Annotated in this window: 17 protein-coding genes; 8 read left to right on the top strand and 9 right to left on the bottom strand. The window is 74.5% G+C overall.

Features of this window, described 5'->3' with window-relative positions:
• Window positions 1-4: 4 nt before the first annotated feature.
• A complete protein-coding gene (locus ACIBPB_RS17370) occupies window positions 5-1,018 on the bottom strand; it encodes a PDZ domain-containing protein (RefSeq protein ID WP_396840566.1) in 1,014 nt (337 codons plus the stop codon).
• A gap of 115 nt (window positions 1,019-1,133) precedes the next feature.
• Between ACIBPB_RS17370 and ACIBPB_RS17365 the strand changes: the two genes are divergently transcribed.
• A complete protein-coding gene (locus ACIBPB_RS17365; RefSeq protein ID WP_357313749.1) occupies window positions 1,134-2,405 on the top strand; it encodes a zinc-dependent metalloprotease in 1,272 nt (423 codons plus the stop codon).
• Between the two features lie 238 nt (window positions 2,406-2,643).
• Here ACIBPB_RS17365 and ACIBPB_RS17360 read toward each other — a convergent pair whose 3' ends face one another.
• Together ACIBPB_RS17360 and ACIBPB_RS17355 are read right to left on the bottom strand one after the other, a co-directional pair.
• Window positions 2,644-3,480, bottom strand: coding sequence for a hypothetical protein (locus tag ACIBPB_RS17360; protein WP_396840565.1), 837 nt, complete (start codon window positions 3,478-3,480; stop codon window positions 2,644-2,646).
• A 951-nt stretch (window positions 3,481-4,431) separates the two neighbouring features.
• Window positions 4,432-4,962: a M48 family metallopeptidase gene (locus ACIBPB_RS17355; protein ID WP_396840564.1), complete on the bottom strand. Its 531-nt coding sequence runs from the start codon at window positions 4,960-4,962 to the stop codon at window positions 4,432-4,434.
• 490 nt (window positions 4,963-5,452) lie between these two features.
• Here ACIBPB_RS17355 and ACIBPB_RS17350 point away from each other — a divergent pair, with 490 nt between their 5' ends.
• From ACIBPB_RS17350 to ACIBPB_RS17340, 3 genes are all read left to right on the top strand, one after another.
• On the top strand, window positions 5,453-5,620 hold the full coding sequence (locus ACIBPB_RS17350) for a DUF5679 domain-containing protein (RefSeq protein ID WP_007464795.1): 168 nt from the start codon (window positions 5,453-5,455) through the stop codon (window positions 5,618-5,620).
• A 203-nt stretch (window positions 5,621-5,823) separates the two neighbouring features.
• Window positions 5,824-6,951 (top strand): TOMM precursor leader peptide-binding protein, encoded by a 1,128-nt coding sequence (locus tag ACIBPB_RS17345; RefSeq protein WP_396840562.1) that lies wholly within the window; start codon window positions 5,824-5,826, stop codon window positions 6,949-6,951.
• Window positions 6,948-8,294, top strand: coding sequence for an AarF/ABC1/UbiB kinase family protein (locus ACIBPB_RS17340; protein ID WP_357313762.1), 1,347 nt, complete (start codon window positions 6,948-6,950; stop codon window positions 8,292-8,294). The genes ACIBPB_RS17345 and ACIBPB_RS17340 overlap by 4 nt, the downstream gene beginning before the upstream one ends.
• 339 nt (window positions 8,295-8,633) lie before the next feature.
• On the opposite strand, the gene ACIBPB_RS17335 is transcribed toward ACIBPB_RS17340, so the two are convergent.
• The 3 genes from ACIBPB_RS17335 to ACIBPB_RS17325 all read right to left on the bottom strand — a co-directional run bounded on the left by ACIBPB_RS17335 (window position 8,634) and on the right by ACIBPB_RS17325 (window position 11,679).
• Window positions 8,634-8,999: a WhiB family transcriptional regulator gene (locus ACIBPB_RS17335; RefSeq protein WP_046568551.1), complete on the bottom strand. Its 366-nt coding sequence runs from the start codon at window positions 8,997-8,999 to the stop codon at window positions 8,634-8,636.
• A 140-nt stretch (window positions 9,000-9,139) separates the two neighbouring features.
• A complete protein-coding gene (locus ACIBPB_RS17330; protein ID WP_357313767.1) occupies window positions 9,140-9,394 on the bottom strand; it encodes a hypothetical protein in 255 nt (84 codons plus the stop codon).
• Window positions 9,395-9,543: 149 nt separating this feature from the next.
• Window positions 9,544-11,679, bottom strand: coding sequence for an ATP-dependent DNA helicase UvrD2 (locus ACIBPB_RS17325; RefSeq protein WP_396840561.1), 2,136 nt, complete (start codon window positions 11,677-11,679; stop codon window positions 9,544-9,546).
• A 91-nt stretch (window positions 11,680-11,770) separates the two neighbouring features.
• Between ACIBPB_RS17325 and ACIBPB_RS17320 the strand changes: the two genes are divergently transcribed.
• Window positions 11,771-12,013, top strand: a complete 243-nt coding sequence (locus ACIBPB_RS17320) for a mycoredoxin (protein WP_396840560.1) — start codon at window positions 11,771-11,773, stop codon at window positions 12,011-12,013.
• Window positions 12,014-12,083: 70 nt separating this feature from the next.
• Here ACIBPB_RS17320 and ACIBPB_RS17315 read toward each other — a convergent pair whose 3' ends face one another.
• Entirely contained in the window at window positions 12,084-13,364 is a 1,281-nt protein-coding gene (locus ACIBPB_RS17315) for an MFS transporter (protein ID WP_396840559.1), read from the bottom strand.
• 227 nt (window positions 13,365-13,591) lie between these two features.
• On the opposite strand from ACIBPB_RS17315, the gene ACIBPB_RS17310 reads away from it, so the two are divergent.
• The 3 genes from ACIBPB_RS17310 (at window position 13,592) to ACIBPB_RS17300 (ending at window position 15,368) form a co-directional block, all read left to right on the top strand.
• Complete coding sequence (locus ACIBPB_RS17310; protein WP_396840558.1) at window positions 13,592-14,569, top strand: helix-turn-helix domain-containing protein; 978 nt, start codon at window positions 13,592-13,594, stop codon at window positions 14,567-14,569.
• 72 nt (window positions 14,570-14,641) lie between these two features.
• Window positions 14,642-14,881, top strand: coding sequence for a DUF397 domain-containing protein (locus ACIBPB_RS17305; protein ID WP_046568543.1), 240 nt, complete (start codon window positions 14,642-14,644; stop codon window positions 14,879-14,881).
• A gap of 211 nt (window positions 14,882-15,092) precedes the next feature.
• The gene (locus ACIBPB_RS17300; protein WP_046568541.1) at window positions 15,093-15,368 is read left to right on the top strand and encodes a hypothetical protein; all 276 of its coding nucleotides are present in this window, start codon (window positions 15,093-15,095) and stop codon (window positions 15,366-15,368) included.
• A gap of 279 nt (window positions 15,369-15,647) precedes the next feature.
• On the opposite strand, the gene nudC is transcribed toward ACIBPB_RS17300, so the two are convergent.
• Together nudC and ACIBPB_RS17290 are read right to left on the bottom strand one after the other, a co-directional pair.
• The gene (nudC, locus tag ACIBPB_RS17295) at window positions 15,648-16,595 is read right to left on the bottom strand and encodes an NAD(+) diphosphatase (RefSeq protein ID WP_396840607.1); all 948 of its coding nucleotides are present in this window, start codon (window positions 16,593-16,595) and stop codon (window positions 15,648-15,650) included.
• 28 nt (window positions 16,596-16,623) lie between these two features.
• Complete coding sequence (locus tag ACIBPB_RS17290) at window positions 16,624-17,949, bottom strand: M16 family metallopeptidase (RefSeq protein WP_396840606.1); 1,326 nt, start codon at window positions 17,947-17,949, stop codon at window positions 16,624-16,626.
• Window positions 17,950-18,002: the final 53 nt, after the last annotated feature.

Below are 18,002 nucleotides of genomic sequence, written 5' to 3'. Positions count from 1 at the left end.
CGGCTCAGCAGCGGGTCGGCTGCCCCCCGGCGCGCAGCGTCTCCAGCGCCTTGAGCGCGTCGTCGAGCGAGGCCACCCGGAGCAGCGGCAGGCCGGGCTGCGGGTTGCGGACCGCCTCGGCGCAGTTGTCGGCCGGCACCAGGAACACCTTCGCCCCGGCCTCCTTGGCGCCGACCAGCTTCTGCGCGATGCCGCCGATCGGGCCCACCCGGCCCTCGTCGTCGATGGTGCCGGTACCTGCGATGATCTTGCCGCCGGTGAGGTCGGCCGGCTCCAGCTTGTCGATGATGCCCAGGGCGAACATCAACCCGGCGCTGGGCCCGCCGATGTCCCCCAGGTCGATCTTCAGGGTGAACGGGTGCGGCTGCTGCTGGTCGATCTCGATGCCGATGCGCGGCCGGCCGTCCTGCTCGCGGGTGGTCACCGTGGCGGTGGCCGGCGCGTCGGCACGGGTGTAGCCGATGGTCAGCGCGGTGCCGGCCGGCTTGGCCCGGACCAGCTCGGTGAGCCGGGCCGCGCTGGTCACCTGCTGACCGTCGACCGAGGTGATCACGTCGTTGGTCTTGAGCACGTCGGCCGAGGGCCCGCCCGGGGTGACCGCCTTCACCAGCACCCGGATCGGGAAACCCAGTTCCCGCAGCGCGGCTGTCTCCGCGCTGGTCTGCGAGTTCTGGAAGTCCTCGGCGTTGCGCTTCTCGACCTCCTCCTGCGACTCGCCCGGCGGGTAGACCAGCTCGCGCGGCACCACCGCCTCGTCGGCCGAGAACCAGCCGGCCAGCGCCGAGCGGAGCCGGACCGTGGGCTGCACGCCGACCGTGGTGAGCCGTAGCTGGCCCGCGGAGGTGGACGTCGACCGGCCGCTGACCTGGATGATCTCCTTGCCGTCGGCGCTGCCGAGAGTGTTGACCGTCGGGCCGGGACCGAGCACCACGTACGGGATCGGCACGCTGAGCACCCCGACGCTGAGCAGGGCGGTGAGCAGAGCACCGAGCAGGACGGTCAGGCCGCGACGTCTCATGCGGCAGAGCGTACCGATAGCGGGTGTGATGTCCGGCGCGGTGACCGCGGCGCTTCGCCCTCAGCGCAACGGCGGTGGGCGCGACCTGCGGTCCCGCGCGCGTACCGTAGACGTCGTGCCTGATATTCCGTTCGGCTTCGCGCTCCCGGGTGGGCAACCACCAGACCCCAACGACCCCGCGCAGATGCAGCAGTTCATGGCGCAGCTGCAGCACCTGCTCTCCGCGCCGGGCAGCGGGCCGGTCAACTGGGACCTCGCCCGCCAGGTGGCCGCCAGCCAGCTCGCCGCCGCGGGCGACCCGGCGGTCTCGCCGTTCGAACGCAACGCGGTGGAGGAGGCGCTGCGCATCGCCGACCTCTGGCTGGAGCCGGCCACCTCCTGGCCCTCCGGCATCCGGGCGTCGGTCGCCTGGAACCGCAACGAGTGGATCTACAAGACCCTCGACGTGTGGCGCAAGCTCTGCGACCCGGTGGCCAGCCGGATGGTCGGCGCGATGGGCGACCTGGTGCCGCCGGAGGCGCGCGCCCAGCTCGGCCCGATGCAGTCGATGGTCGCCACGCTCGGCGGCGCGCTCTTCGGCGGCCAGCTCGGCCAGGCGCTCGGCTCGCTCGCCGCCGAGGTGCTCTCCGCCGGCGACATCGGCCTGCCGCTCGGACCGGCCGGCACCGCCGCGCTCGTCCCGGCCAACATCAAGGCGTACGGCGAGGGCCTGGAGCTGCCGGAGGACGAGGTACGCCTCTACGTGGCCCTGCGCGAGGCCGCCCACCAGCGGCTGTTCCAGCACGTGCCGTGGCTGCGCGGGCACGTGCTGACGGCGGTGGAGAACTATGCCGCCGGCATCCGGGTCAACCGGGAGGCGATCGAGGAGGCGATGGGCCGGGTCGACCCGACCGACCCGGAGTCGATGCAGGCGATCGCCCTGGAGGGCATCTTCACGCCCGAGGACACTCCCGCGCAGAAGGCCTCGCTGGCCCGCCTGGAGACCGTGCTCGCGCTGGTCGAGGGCTGGGTCTGCCACGTCGTCGACAGCGCCGCCGGTGACCGCCTGCCCAACGTGGTACGCCTCGGCGAGGCGTTCCGCCGTCGCCGGGCCGCCGGCGGCCCGGCCGAGCAGACCTTCGCCGCCCTGGTCGGGCTGGAGCTGCGGCCCCGCCGGCTGCGCGAGGCCACGGTGCTCTGGGCGGCGCTGACCGAGCAGCGCGGGATCGCCGGCCGGGACGCGGTCTGGGGCCACCCCGACCTGCTCCCCTCCGACGACGACTTCGCCAACCCGGAGGCGTTCGCGGCGGCCAGCGCCGATCTCGACGACGAGCTGGCCTCCTTCGACTTCTCCGCCCCCGGTGCCCCGGAGGAGCAGACCCCCGGCGAGGACGACGACAAGTCCTGACCCGCACCCACCACCGAGGCCCGCACGATCAATCGTGCGGGCCTCGCGCGTCAGCCGGCGGCTCCACCGCGGTACTCGGGGTGCGGCACCCGGCCCGGCCGGAGGCGCGTCAGCCCGGCCCGACCGGAGGCGCGTCAGCCCGGCCCGGCCGAAGGCGGGTCAGCCCGGGCCGACCGGAGGCGCGTCAGCCCGCGCCGGCCGGACAAAGCGCGTCAGGTGAACAGGCGGGAGGCGCGCGTCAGCCGGGTCGGCCGGAGAGGAGCGCCCGGGTGGCGTCCCAGCCCTCGACGGCCGGGTCGAGGCTGGCCAGGTCGCCCGGACCGCGTAGCCGGCGCCAGCCCGCGGTGATCGCCACGTCCCCCGGTCCGGGGGCGGCGGCCCGCACCTGGGCCGGCGTCGCCGCGTCCAGGTGCAGCGCCGGCAGCCAGACCGGCACGGGCAGCCGGGCGGCCACGCCGAGCAGGCCCGGCCCGTCCCCCTCGACCGGAGCGACCGCCACCGGGCGGCTGCTGAGCGGCCGGAGCAGCTTGCCCAGGATGAGCCCGGGTACGTGGGGCGCGTCAGCGACCACCACGGCCGCCTGGTCGTACCCGACCGGTCCGGCGCCCCCGGTCGGCCCGGCGCCCCCGGTCGGCCCGGCGCCCCCGGTCGGCTCAGCAGGCCCGGTCGACGCGGCGTCCCCGGTCGGCTCAGCAGGCCCGGTCGACGCGGCGTCCCCGGTCGGCTCAGCAGGCCCGGTTGGCGGGGCGTCCCCGATCGACGCGGCACCACCGGTCGGCTCGGTGGGCCCGGTTGGCGGGGCGTCCCCGGGTGCGCGTGGCGCGGCGGGCAGGGCGGCGAGGACGGCGTCGGCGGTCGGCTCGGGCACCTCGTACACGGCGGTGCCGGGCCAGACCACGGCGTCGGCGAGCCACCGGTCCGCCGGCGTCACCGCGACCGCGGTCTCCACCTCGTTGAGCGTGGCGAGCAGGTCCACGACGTCCTCGGCGAGCGCGGTGCGCCACCGGGCCGGGTCGATACCGGGCGGCGTCCAGGCCACCGGAGCGAGCAATGCCACCACCACGCGTCGGGCCACCCGTCGACCCTAGCCCGTCACCGGCCCCCACCCCGGCGCACCCGGCCCCGGCCGACGGAACCTGCCCCGGGCGCACCCGGCCCCGGCCCCGGCCCCGACCCCGGCCGACCAACTGCCCCGGCGCACCCGGCCGACGAAACCTGCCCCGGCCAGCCCTTCGGGGGAACCACCAGGGCGGCCAGGGCCCGAGTCGCCCGGCAGCCGAACCGCCCGGTGCGCGCCGCACCCCACGGCGCCGCCCGGCCCGCCACCACCCCGCCGTCGGCCCGCCACCACTGCGGCGGACGCGGAGCCGACGCCCAACCCGGCGGACGGGGCGGGTCAGTCCGCCACCGGGTACGCCGGACGCCGAGGCGGTGCCCAGCAGATGGCCCCGGCCGACCTACGGCCACGTAGCTGGCGGCTTCCGGCGCTCCGGCCGCGTGTGTTCGTCGCCCCGAGCCAACCCGAAGCCAGGCGAGTGGAACGCCATGGAGGTCAAAACGGGCCGTTGACCTCCATAGCGTTCCACCGAGGCGCGTCCAGGCCGCGCTGCCCGCTGCCCGCCTGCCCGCTGGCCGCCTGCCCGCACGCGCCTGCCCGGCCTGCCTGCCCGCCCGCCCTGCCTGCCCGCCCTGCCCGCCTGCCCGCCGGCCCGCCCGGCCTGCCTGCCTGCCCGGCCTGCCTGCCCGCCGGCCCGCCTGCCCGGCCTGCCTGCCCGGCCCGCCGGCCCGCCTGCCCGGCCTGCCTGCCCGGCCTGCCGGCACGCCCTGCCCGCCGGACGCTACGGACGTGATGGCGGAAACGGATCACCGCGTGAGTCATTGACGACATCAGGTTGGTAGCGCTCCGCGAAGACACGGCGGACCTCGCCAGGGCCGGTGCCCGCCGGCCCCGCCGGTGCCCGCCGGCCCCGCCGGCACCACGTCGAACGCCGGGCCCTGAGCCCGCCCGGAGGAGCAGGCCGCCGGGTCAGTCAGTCAGGGGCACGCCGGACGCGGCGGCGACGCCCTCCAGGTAGCCGCGGGCCCGCTCGCTCTTGGGGTAGCGGCCGACGAGGGCCCAGAACGAGGCGTTGTGGCTGGGCACGATCAGGTGCGCCAGCTCGTGCAGGAGCACGTAGTCGATCACCCAGTCGGGCATGTCCTGGATCCGGTGGGAGATCCGGATGGTGCGGTCGGCCGGGGTGCAGGAGCCCCACCGGCCGTTCTGGTTGGTGACCCAGCGGACGCTGGCCGGTGCGGCCGCAACGCCGTACTCGGGCAGGTAGAGGTTGATCAGCCGGTTGGCCCGGGTCAGCAGCTCGGCGTCGGAGCGGGCCAGCCGCCCCTCCCGGGCGGCGAGCCGGGCGAGCATCCGGTCGACCCACTCGCTCTCCTCGGCCCGGGAGAACTGGTCGGGAATGAGGACGACGACCCGTTCCCCGTCCCGGTACGCGGACACCGTGCGTCGCCGGCGCTGGCTGCGCCGTACCTCGACGACGGGCTTCCGCGTCCCGGCCATCACCGGTCCGCGCAGCCTCGAATGACTGTCACGAGGGAAAGCTACTGCGTGGTGACCAGGGGTCCGCAAGAGTCAACACGACGACACGCGCCCGGAAAATGGGGGTTGGTCGTCAGGAGTCCTGAAAAATTTCTTTGCGGGTGACCCGCCGGACCCGTCCGGCCGTCACCTGCGCGCCCCGCACACGTTAGGTGATCTACGGACGGGCCGCTACGCGGGGGCGGCCCGAAGGGGGATCTGAGCGTATTCACCCGGCGTGTCCCCGCCAAACTCACTTATCCGACCTAAGTCGGCGTGCAGACTTTCCAGACGTCGACTAACTCACAGAGTCGGCGCACAGCTGACATGGATTCGCCCAGACCTGGGTAGGGTCCGCCAACCAGCGGTCACGAGCGTGACCGCGAACCCCCCGGCGCCGGTGCCTCGCGTGGCCCGCCGCAGGGAAACCGCCGGGACGGCGTGCCCGGCGGACGAGACGAGGAGGGCTACCGTGGCCGACCAGGCCCAGACCTACAACGGTTACTGCGTCAAGTGCAAGGAGAAGCGGGACTTCGAGGGGCACGTCGAGGTCTCGAAGACCGGCATGAACATGGCCAAGGGCAAGTGCCCGGTCTGCGGGACAACAGTGAACCGCATTCTCGGCAAGGCCAAGGTCTGACCCGTACGGGTCACGCGGGGAGGGTGGCCGTCGGGTCACCCTCCCCGCGGCGTATCCGGGGGGTGCTGACTGTCGGCTGACCGACAGAGTTACCGGCCGGTTGTGGAAAACCCCGGTCAGTCCTGTGGACAACCCTGGATACAGCCCGGCGCACCTGTGGACAACGATCGACGGAGAGCGTGGACACGGTAACGATCCGTGGTATGCCACATCCCGTTCCCCTGCCCCGCCCGGTCCTGCTCCCCGGCCTGACCCTCCTCTGGCGGGACCGGCACACCCTCCAACTCGGGGTCGAGCCCGGCCGGGCGGTGCTGCTGGAGGTGGCCAACCCCCGGGCTGCCCGGCTGCTCGAACTCCTCGACGGCACCCGCAGCGAACGGGCCGTCCTCGCCGCCGCGGCCGCCGTCCAGGTGGCGCCGGACGAGGCCCGCGTCCTGCTCGACACGCTCCGGGCCGCCGGTCTCGTCGTACCCTCGCACAGCCTGCTCCCCCGCGACCTGGCCGGGCCGGTCCGCGCCCGGCTCGCCGGCGAGGCGACCGCACTTGCCCTCGCGGTGACCGCGCCGCCCGGCACGCCGGCCCAGGTCGTCCGCCGGCGACGGGCCGCCCGGGTGCTGGTCACCGGCACCGGCCGGGGTGGCGGGGCGATCGCCGTGGCGCTGGCCCAGGCCGGTGTGGGGCACGTGGCGGCGGCGCTGGCCGGCCCGGTCCGTCCGGCCGACCTGATCGGGACCGGCCTCACCGCGGCCGAGATCGGCCGGCCGCTGACCGCGGCGATCCGGGACGCGCTGGCCCGCTGCGCGCCGGGCACCGAGACCGGGACGGTACGTCGCGGCCGGGTCGACCTGGTGGTCCAGCTCGGCATGGACCGGCCGGCCGGCCTGCTCGCCACCGGGTTCGCCCAGCGCCGACAGCCCCACCTCCTGGTCGACCTGCGCGGCGGGGTGCCGGTGGTCGGTCCGCTGGTCCGGCCGCCGGTCGGCCCCTGCCTGAACTGCCTGGACCTGCACCGGGTCGACCGTGACCCGGACTGGCCGGCGCTCGCCGCCCAGCTCGCGGCCCACGACACCGACCCGGACTGCGCCGTCAGCACCCGGCTGGCGGCGGTGGCGTGCGCGGCCGGGGAGGCGCTGGCCCACCTCGACGGCGGTGTCCCGGAGACCCTCGGCTGCGCCCTGGAGATCATCGGCGCCGGCCGGTTCCGGCGTCGCCGCTGGCCGCCGCACCCCTCCTGCCGGTGCTCCGGGCGTCGCCCGATCCGGGGCCGCCCCCACCCGCTCCGGCTTCGGACCACCGGCAGCCCCCCCGAGTCGGTAACAATGGCCAAGTGACCGACATCCCGCGCCGCGCCGTCTCCCGGACCGCCAAGCTCGCCGCTCTGCCGCTCGGCTTCGCCGGTCGGACCGTCCTCGGCATGGGCAAGCGGGTCACCGGCCTCGCGTCCGACGTCATCTCCGCCGAGATCCAGCAACGCACCGCCGAGCAGCTGTTCAGCGTGCTCGGCCAGCTCAAGGGCGGTGCGATGAAGTTCGGCCAGGCGCTGTCGGTGTTCGAGGCGGCGCTGCCGGAGGAGATCGCGGCCCCCTACCGGCAGGCCCTCACCAAGCTCCAGGAGGCCGCCCCACCACTGCCCGTCGCCACCGTGCACAAGGTGCTGGTCGAGCAGCTCGGGCCGGACTGGCGGGACCGGTTCGTCGAGTTCGACGACACCCCGGCCGCCGCGGCCAGCATCGGCCAGGTGCACCGCGCGGTCTGGCGGGACCCGGGGTACGGCCCGAACGGCGGCCCGCGCCACCGGGACGTGGCCGTGAAGATCCAGTACCCGGGCGCCGGCGACGCGCTCCTCGCCGACCTGAAGCAGCTCTCCCGGCTGGGTGGGATGTTCCGGGCGATCCAGCCCGGGCTGGACGTCAAGCCGCTCCTGGTCGAGCTGCGCGAGCGGATCACCGAGGAGCTGGACTACGAGCTGGAGGCCGAGTCGCAGCGGGCCTTCGCGGCCGCGTACGCCGACGACCCGGACATCTACATCCCCGAGGTGCTGGACGCCTCGCCCCGGGTGCTGATCACCGAATGGGTGACCGGAACCCCCCTCTCCGAGATCATCCGGGAGGGCACCGAGGAGCAGCGCGACCGGGCCGGCCTGCTCATGGCCGAGCTGCACCTCTCCGCGCCGATGCGGGCCGGGCTGCTGCACGCCGACCCGCACCCGGGCAACTTCCGGTTGCTGCCGGACGGCCGGCTCGGCGTGATCGACTTCGGTGCGGTGGCCCGGATGCCGGAGGGCACGCCCGAGCCGATCGGCCGGATCGCCGCGCTGGCGATCCGGGGCGACGCGGACGGGGTGGTGGCCGGGCTGCGCGAGGAGGGCTTCGTCAGCCAGACCGAGCCGATCGACGCGCCGGCGCTGCTGCAGTACCTGCAACCGATGCTGGCGCCGGTCGCCGAGGAGGAGTTCCGGTTCACCCGGGCCTGGCTGCGCGCCGAGGCGACCCGGCTGGCCAGCCCCCGGTCGCCCGCCTTCCAGCTGAGCCGGCAGCTCAACCTGCCCCCGTCGTACCTGATGATCCACCGGGTGACGCTGGGTTCGATCGGGGTGCTCTGCCAGTTGGAGGCGAAGGCGCCCTACCGGGCGATCCTGGAGCGCTGGCTGCCCGGCTTCGCGGCGGTGGGCTGACCCGGGACGCCGTACGACGACGGGCGGTGGGCTGACCCGGGACGCCGTACGCCGAAGGGGCGGTGACCATCCGGTCACCGCCCCTTTCCTCAGGTAGCGATCTAGAGAGCGCCCAGGTCGCGGGCCGACTGGCTGCGGCCACGCATGGCGACGGTACGGGCGGAACGGGTTGCCTCAGTGCTCGTGGTGGTGCGACCGGCCTGAGGCCGGGGCATTCGAGCCCGGGACAACGCTTCGTGGAGTAGTTGCATCTCGGTTCCATTCGGCAGGTGCAGCATGGGTTTCGACTTTCTTCGCGGGCCGGTGGGAATCACCGGCGGACGTGTGGAACGGGGTGTGTCAGGCCGCCAGCCGGACGGTGTTGCGCGACTCGGACAGCCCACTGGCCGCCAGTCGCGCCTCCGCCTCGACCCGGAGCTGGGCGTCACGGGCGACGTCCTCCTTGCGCGGACGGCCACGGGGCCGCTTGCGCGGGACGACCGCGCCACGCTCGAAGATCTCGCCACCCCAGACGCCCCAGGGCTCGGCCCGCTCCACCGCCCCGGCGAGGCACTCGACGCGCAGCGGGCAGTCCCCGCAGAGCGACTTGGCCAGCTCGAGCTCGGCGGGCGAGTCGGAGAACCACAGGTCGGGGTCGAACTTCCGGCAGGGCAGGTTCGCCTCCACCTCGACGCTCACGTCGAGTGGGGCCAACGCCAGACTCATCCTCCGGTCACCTCTCTCTCACTTCGATCTCGTGGATCGGATTCCGACGTACTTCGGCACTACGGCGGTGCAAAAAAACTGAGGCCGCGGATCCCGGTATGCGGGTTCCGCGGCCTCGAGGTGAGCCGGTGGTCTGGTGATCAGACCGGTCTACCTCGAGGTGGAACGCCGCGGACATCCGTGCGCTTCTTGACGCCGCCGATGCCCATGCCCGTGAAGCCACTGGTCCCCTCGGTCTCCGCGAGCGGCGCGACGGTCAGGTTCAGCTCGGCCTGAACCTGGGCCTGGTGCACCTGCGGAGCCGACGGTCGAGCGGCAACGGCCACCCGGACGGACGACTGCGGAGCGCAGGCAGCCGGCATCGCCGCCAGACGCTCATAGGTGAAGATCTCCACGGGTGCCACCTCCCTCACGTTCCTCGAATCGACCATCGGACTCATCCCCCTTGAGCAGCCAGAATGGCGCCGCTCGCGAGGTGTGTCCTGAGGCTATGCCTCGCCCGCAGGCGAGGGCAAACGATTTACCGCCAGATTTAAAAAGTTTTCTACGAGCAGACTTCGTCGACCCCGGCGCCGGCCACCAGCGCCAGCACCGTATCCCCGTAAAGTCCCAGTTTGCGGGGGCCGATCCCGGCGATCGCGATCAACTCCTCGACCCGCCCCGGCTTCCGCTCGGCCAGCGCGGTGAGGGTGGCGTCGGTGAACACCACGTACGCCGGCACCTTCTGCGCCTCCGCGACCCGCTGCCGCCACTCGCGCAGCCGCTCGTACAGCTCCTCGTCCAGATCGGAGGGGCAGGTCGGGCAGCGCCCCAGCTTCCGGTCCGCCCCGGCGAGCAGCGTCGCGCCGCAGATCCGGCAGGAGACCACCTGGCTGCGCCGCCGCTCGGTGCGCCGGGCCGGGCCCGCGCCGGCCCGCTCGCCGCCGCCGGAACGGTCCAGCTGGGGCAGGAAGCGGGACGGCCGCCGGGCCCGGCCCCCCGGCGAGCGGGCCGCCGCGTACGACAGCCAGAGCCACTCCCGGGCCCGGGTGACGCCGACGTAGAGCAGCCGCCGCTCCTCCTCCACCTGCTCCGGGGTCTTCGCGTACGTGGTGGGCAGGGTGCCCTCGGCGAGGCCGACCAGGAAGACGGCGTCCCACTCCAGCCCCTTGGCCGAATGCAGCGACGCCAGGGTCACCCCCTCGACCGTCGGCACGTGCTGCTGCGCGGCCCGCCGGGCCAACTCCTCGTTGAAGTCGGCCAGGGTCACCGGCCGCTCGATCGCGGCGGCCTCGCCGATCGGCACCACCTCGGGCGTCGCCGCGTACTCCTCGGCGAGCTGGACCAGCGCGGAGAGCGCCTCCCACCGCTCCCGCGCGGCGCCGCCGGCCGGTGGGGCGTCCCGGGCCCAGCCGACCGCGCCGAGCCCGTCCACCACGGCGGTCGGCAGCGGGGTCTCCCCCGGGATGGACCGGGTGGCGGCGCGCAGCGCGATCATCGCCTGGCGCACCTCGGGCCGCTCGAAGAAGCGCTCCGCGCCCTGCACGACGTAGGGCACCCCGGCCTCGGTGAGCGCCTTCTCGTACGCCTCGGACTGCGCGTTGGTGCGGAACAGCACCGCGATCTCCCGGGCCGGCGTGCCGGCCTCGACCAGCGTCCGGCAGCGGGCCGCCACCGCGTTCGCCTCGGCCGGCTCGTCGGTGAAGATCCGCAGCTCCGGGTCCGGGCCGGGCGGGCGCTGGCCGTGCAGCTCCAGCCGCAGCCGGGCCTCGGTGCCCCGGGCCTGGGAGATCACCGCGTTGGCCAGCCCGACCACCTGGGGGGTGGAGCGGTAGTCGCGGACCAGCCGGACCACCGTGGCGTGCCGGTACCGGCGCGGGAAGTCGACCAGGTACGTCGAGGTGGCGCCGGTGAAGGTGTAGATGGTCTGGCTGGCGTCGCCGACCACGGTGAGGTCGTCCCGACCGCCCAGCCAGGCGTCGAGCAGCCACTGCTGGAGCGGGTTGACGTCCTGGTACTCGTCGACCACGAAGTGCCGGTACTGGCCGCGGACCTGCTCGGCGACGTCCGGGTGCTCCTCGATCCCCCAGACCGCGGCGCGCAGCATGTCCTCGAAGTCGATCACCCCGTTGCCGCGCTTGAGCCGCTCGTACGCGGTGAAGACCTCGGCCACCTTGGCCGGCTCGTACGGGGTCTCGCGCAGCGCCTTCGCCGCGGCCACCACGTACTCACCGGGCTCGACCAGCGACGACTTGGCCCACTCGATCTCGCCGGCCAGGTCGCGGGCGGCGGCCCGGTCGGCGCGCAGGCCCACCTTGGCGGCGGCCAGGGTGACCACCCGGACCTTGCTGTCCAGCAGTTCCGGCATGGCCCGCCCGGCCAGCAGCCGGGGCGCGAAGTAGCGGACCTGGCGCAGCGCCGCCGCGTGGAAGGTGCGCGCCTGGACGCCGCCGACGCCGAGCGCCGTGAGCCGGGCCCGCATCTCGGCGGCGGCGCGGGCGGTGAAGGTGACCGCCAGCACGTGCCGGGCGGAGATGTCGCCGGTGAGCGCGCGGTGGGCGATCCGGGAGGTCACCGCGCGGGTCTTGCCGGTGCCGGCGCCGGCCAGGATGCAGACCGGGCCGGCCGGGGCGGTCACCGCGGACCGCTGCTCGGGATCGAGCCCGGCCAGCACCCCGCCCGCCGCTGAGTGAACCACCACAGCCAGGAATCATCCCAGGCCCCGCCGACGTTGCAGCCGTTAGCCTGGCCTGACCGGACCGGGCGTGAGCCACCCCTTGGAGGACCTGACCATGTTGACGATGTATTCCACCTCGTGGTGCGGCTACTGCCACCGGCTGAAGTCGCAGCTCGACCGGGAGGGCATCGGGTACGAGGTGGTCGACATCGAGCAGGACACCGCGGCCGCGGAGTTCGTGATGAGCGTCAACGGCGGCAACCAGACCGTCCCGACGCTGAAGTTCGACGACGGCAGCGCCCTGACGAACCCTTCGATCGTCCAGGTCAAGCAGCATCTGGCCAGCCTCACCAGCTGACCCTCCGCACACCCGCCCACCGAGCGGCCGCCCCCTCCGGGCCGGCCGCTCGGTGCTGTTGATCATGAAGTCACCGCACGTGCTGCTGGCGGGTCGGGACGACAACTTCGTGATCGACCGCCGAGAGCGGCCGGCGGGGACGAGGGACCTCGGGGTGCGTGGTGCGGGTGGGAGGTGGGGTCAGGCGGCGGTGGTGCCAGAGGTAGAGGCCGGCGCCGGTGGTGGTCAACCCGACCAGGGCGAAGAGCAGGCGGTAGTCCAGGACGCCGACGAGCAGCGCGCCGGTGCCGATGGAGAGCGCCTGCGGGCCGCTGACCAGCGCCTCGGCGGCGGCGGCGACCCGGCCGAGCAGGCCCGCCGGGGTGCGCCGCTGGACCAGCGTGTTCAGCCCGACCATGGTCAGCGGCAGCGACAGCCCGGCCAGCAGCAGCGCCAGCACACCGAGCCAGAGCCGGGGGTACGCCAGGGCCAGCGCGGCCGGCCCGAAGAACGTCACCCCGGCGGCGAGCGCGCCCACCTCGCCGGCCCGGCGCACCACGGTCGCCGAGAGCAGCGCGCCGGCCAGCCCGCCGAACCCCTGCACGGTGACCAGCACGCCGACGAACGCGGCGTCGCGGCCCAGCCCCTGGTCCACGTACGCGAAGATCAGCGACTCGGTGAAGCCCATCACCAGCGAGCCCAGCCCGTACCCGAGCAGGGCCCGGCGCAGCGCCGGCTCGCCGGAGAGGTGCCGCAGCCCCGCCCCCAGCTCGGCGGACCAGCGCAGGTCGGCGCCGGACGGCGCGCTCTCGTTGACCCGGAGCAGGCCGACCACGGCGGCGGCGACGAGGAACCCGAGCATCGCGAGGGCGGCCAGCAGCCAGCCGCCGACCGCGGCGTACAGCCCGGCGCCGGCCAGCGGCCCGACCAGCCGTAGGCCCTGCCGGACGGTCTGCAGCAGGCCGTTCGCGTCGGCCAGCAGCTCACTCGGGATCAGCTGCCGGATCAGCCCGCTGAGTACCGCGCTCAACGCGATGTACGACAGCCCGTACAGCGCCGCCACCACGTAGATGACCCAGACGTCGGCCCGGTCCCGGACCGCGAAGAGCGGGCAGAGCAGTACCGCCGCGCCCAGATTCGCGACCACGAAGAACGGCCGGCGGCGGTACCGGTCGACCAGCCAGCCGACCAGCGGCGCCAGCGTCATCGGCGCGATGATGGCGAAGATGGTCGCGCCGGCCATGCCGTCGGACCCGGTCAGGTCCTTCACCCAGACGGCGAGGGCGAGCAGCAGTACGGACTCGGCCGCCATGCTGGCCAGCACGGCCACGAAGAGCAGGCGGAAGTCGGGGCGGCGCAGGACGGTGCGCATCGGTTCCCTCCGGCGGGGATGCGCCGCGGCGGGCGCGTCGGGGGCGGGTGGCCCGGCCCGGACCTCCCCGTCCGGCGCTCGAACACCCCTCCACAGTCCTCTTTTTGTCGCGAGACACGCCCGCACCGGAACCTCCGGGGCCGGCCGCGACGTCCATACTGACCGTGGGGGGCGAATTCCATACAGTTACCGTCGTGACCCGCGGCGGTCGACGGAAAGAGGACACCGTGCCTCCTGCCGCACCAGGGCCGATCCTGCGCCGTCGCAGGCTCGGCACCGAACTGCGCCGGCTGCGCGAGCGGGCCGGCCTCACCGGTGACCAGGTCATCGAGCGGATCGGCTGGGCCTCCGCGTCCAAGCTGTCCCGACTGGAGAACGGCCGCAGCCGCCCCGACCCGGACGACGTCGGCGTCCTGCTCAACCTCTACGGCGCCGGTGACGAGCAGCGCGAGGAGTTGCTGGCGATCACGTTGGAGGCCGGCGACATGCGCGGCTGGCTGCGCAACTTCCCGGTGATGACCGAGCAGCAGCGCGCCTTCGCCGAGCTGGAGGCGGGCTGCGCGGAGATCCTGGAGTACAACCCGGTGCTGGTCCCCGGGCTGCTCCAGACCGCCGGGTACGCCCGGCACCGGATCATCTCGGCCGCCCGGGTGGCGGAGCGGGCCGGCGACCCGGAGGCCGCCGAGGACCCCGAGACCGAGGTACGCGCGCGCCAGGCCCGCCAGTCGCTGCTGACCCGCCCCGACGCGCCCCGCTACACGGCGGTGCTGGAGGAGGCGGCGCTGGGCCGGCGGGCCGGCCCGCCGGAGATGCTGCACGACCAGTTCGCCCACCTCTGCGAGGTGGCCATGCTGCCGAACGTCACGCTGCGCCTGCTGCTGCGCGACACCCGGGTCGGCGACTGGTATCTGCCACCGACCGCGTTCTCGGTGTACCGGTTCGCGGATCCGCTCGACCCGGAGACGTTGGCCATCGAAGGTGGCTTCACCGACGTCATGTCAACCGAGGCAAACACCCTAAATCGCTATAAAGTGGTGTTCGAGTGGCTATGCTCGGCGGCGCTCTCCGCATCGGACACCCTCTCCTGGCTCTTCGAGGCGACGGGACGGCCCGAGACGGCAGCCGAGTCCACAGTGGCGTTCGGCCCGGCAACGGCGCCGGCCCAACGCCGCCGTGCCTCGGGGCGCCTGACGACGGACCGGTGATCGCGCACAGCCGGCCGTCCGGCCTGCGGCGTCACTCGTCCCGATCGGAGCACTCCAGAGCAGGAGCAGAACATGAACCAGATCCGTACCAGCGCGTCCGGCCTCGCCCCGCAGCTTGCCGGCGCCGCCTGGCGCAAGAGCACCCGCAGCCAGACCTCGAACTGCGTGGAGGTCGCGCCCCTGCGTACCGGGCCGGCGGCGGTGGCGCTGCGGGACAGCAAGGACCGGGGTGGACCGGTGCTGCTGTTCAACCGGGCCGGCTGGCTGGGCTTCATCGCCGGCGCGAAGAACGGCCAGTTCGACCTGAACTGATCCGGTGAGCAGGTCGGGGCCGTCGGTGTTGCCGGCGGCCCCGACGCGTGTCCACCCGGGACAACCCCGCTGACCTGGGCTCCACCGATCGGTCAGAGCGTCGAGCAATCGTTGGGTTTCACTTGCTGGGACGCTCACCCGGCGTAACATGTCGACAAGAGTGACGTGGAAGTTCCAGCGCGTACCCGTTGATCCCGACCGGGGGACACTCATGCGGTTCCTGATCGTCCGCACCGAGATCCGATCCGTCGCCGACACCGACCTCGAGGCCGCCTGGGCCGACGGCGGCCGGCTGCGGGACGAGCCCACCGCGCCGGAGCCGCGCCGCCAGGTCCTCCACGCCGACGACCGGGACGCCGCGCTGGTGCTGGCCCGGGCGCTGGCGTGCGTGGGGGCCGTCCGCGCCGGCCGGCACCGGGTCAAGGTGCTGCCGGTCGACGATCCGGCCCCCGTGCCGGCCCTGTCCTACCGCTGGGACGGCAGTTGACCCGCTCCTGACGTCCGCCGTGGTCGGACCGGCTCCCCCGCCGCGTTCCTTGCCTCACCCGATCACGGCGGCCCGTGTCCCCGGCTCGGGACCGCCGCGGCAACGACGGTCCCGGGCCGGGGCCGTGTCCAGGCCCGGGACGCGCGGCACCGCCGGCGGTCCGCCCCGCGGGTCAGGCTCGGTCGTCGCGCCAGCACCGGGCCAGGACGCGGCGGCCCGCCGGCCGGTCAGGCCCGGTCGTCGCGCCAGCACCGGGCCAGGACGCGGCGGCCCGGCCCGTCAGGCCCGGTCGTCGAGCCAGTGCCGGACCAGGAAGAACGCGATCGACGACGGGGGCGGCAGCACCAGGCGGTCGCCGCCGCCCACCGGCACCCGCTCGCCGGCCAGCGCCGCGCCGATCTCCTGACGGGTGAACCAGCGGGCGTGCGCGATCTCCGCCGGGTCGACCCGGATCGGGGCGTCGGCGTCGGCGCGGGCCAGGAAGCCGAGCATCAGCGAGCCGGGGAACGGCCAGGCCTGGCTGGCCGCGTACCGGATCTCCTCGACGGCGACGCCGACCTCCTCGCGGACCTCGCGCAGCACGGCGGCCTCCGCCGACTCCCCCGGCTCGACATAGCCGGCCAGGCAGGAGAAGCGGCGCTCCCCGGGCACCCGCGGCCAGGTGGCGTTGTTGCCGAGCAGGCAGCGCCCGTCGGGACCGGCCACCCCGTCGTGCACCAGGACGATCATCGCCGGGTCGGTACGCGGCCACGTCCGGTCGCCGGTCGGGTCCACCCGGGACCAGCCCGCCTCGTCCACCTGGGTGGGCTGCCCGGTGGCCGCCGAGTACCCGTGCCGCCGATGCCAGTTCAGCAGGGCGAGCGCGGTGGTGAAGATGCCCGCGTCCCGGTCGACCAGGAGGTGGCCCACCTCGCGCAGGTGGGCCCGCCGGGTGTCGGGAAGCTCCGGCAGGGTGGAGTCCACCGCGAAGACCGGTACGCCGTCCGGCTCGACGCCGAGGAACATCGGCACCGAGCGCGGCACCTCGGGCAGCTCACCGGGACCGACCAGCACCAGCTCGGGCGGCGCGGCCGGGCCGCGGACCAGCGCCCGCCCCTCGTCGGTCGAGTCCAGCACCAGCACCCGGGCCCGCTCCCACGCCTCGGCCAGCCAGTCCGGGTCGGTCCGCCGGTGCGCCGACCGGTCCAGGGTGGCGCGGGCCAGTGGCGGGGCGTGCTCGCTCACGATCCGCCCCCGGGCCGGCTGGTCCGCTCGCTCACGCCGACTCCGTACGGACCGCGGTGAGCGCGGCCAGCGGCTCCGCGACCCGCTCGGCGTCACCGAGCACCACGGTGACCGCCCGGGCCGGGGCGAGATAGCGCGCCGCCACCTCCGCCACGTCGTCCACGGTCGCCTTGGCCAGCCGGGCGGCGTGCTCGGCGAGGAAGTCCAGGCGCAGCCCGTTTCCGGCGTACGCGCTGGTCAGCGACGCCAGCCCGGCCTGGGTGGACATCCCGAGCTGGAGCGTGCCCAGGGCGTACTGGCGGGCTTGCTCCAGCTCCTCCGGCTTGGGCGGCAGGGCGGCCAGCCGGCCCAGCTCGTACATGGTCTCCAGCAGCGCCGGTGCGGTCACCTCGGTGGCCACCTCGGCCCCGGCGACCAGCACCGACCCGGCGACCGAGTGCTCGACCAGCGAGTGCGGCCCGTACGTGTAGCCCTTGTCCTCCCGGATGTTCTCCACCCAGCGGGAGGAGAAGTAGCCGCCGAAGACCAGGTTGGCCAGTTGCAGCGCGGCGTGGTCGGGGTGGGTGCGGGGCACCGCCGGCAGGGCGAGGCGCAGCGAGGACTGCACCGAGCCGGGCCGGTCGACCAGCAGCAGCGGCCCGGGCTCCAGCGGCGGCGCGGGCGGCAGGTCGGCGCTGTGCCCGTCCCCGCCCCAGCCGGCCAGCGCCCGCTCGGCGGCGTCCAGCGCCCGCTCCGGCTGCACGTCGCCGACCAGCACCAGCACCGCCCCGGCCGGGTGCACCCGCTCGCTGTGCAGCTTGCGCAGGACCGGTGGGCGGACCGCGCGGACCTGGTCGGGCTCGGGGGTCTGCACGGCGTACGGGTGCCGGCCGTAGATCCGCTTGAGCAGCGCGGTCCGGGCCAGGTGCGCGGGCTGGCTCTGGGCGACCTGGATCCGGTCGACCAGCCGGTCCCGCTCGGTCTCCACCCAGTCGCCGGGGTAGGTGGCCCCGGTCAGCACGTCGGCGAGGATCTCCAGCATCCGGTCCAGGCCGGTGACCAGGCCGGCTCCGGAGAGCATCAGCCGGTCCGGGTCGACCCCGGCGGACAGGCCGCCGCCCACCTTCTGCAGCTCGGCGGCGATCTGGTTGGCGGTCAGCTCCGCGGTGCCGGCCAGCATGGTCTGCGCGAGCATCGCGCCGCGGGCCAGGTGGGCGCGGCCGAACGGCATCCAGAGCCGCAGCTCGACCAGGGGCACCGCGGGCCGGCGTACGGCGATCACGGTGAGCCCGTTGCCGAGCGTGCGTTCGGCCTGCTTCGGCAGCTTGAGCCGGCGGTTGGGGCCGAGCGGCGGCAACGGCCGGGTACCGGTCTCCATGGTGGCCGTCACTGGCACTCCTCCGTTCGCGACTGCGGGGCTCGCAAACCCGG

This window comes from Micromonospora sp. NPDC049836 (assembly GCF_044465125.1).
Lineage (GTDB): Bacteria > Actinomycetota > Actinomycetes > Mycobacteriales > Micromonosporaceae > Micromonospora.
Note: the sequence above shows the minus strand (reverse complement) of the source record. Positions and strands in the feature narration are given on the sequence as shown.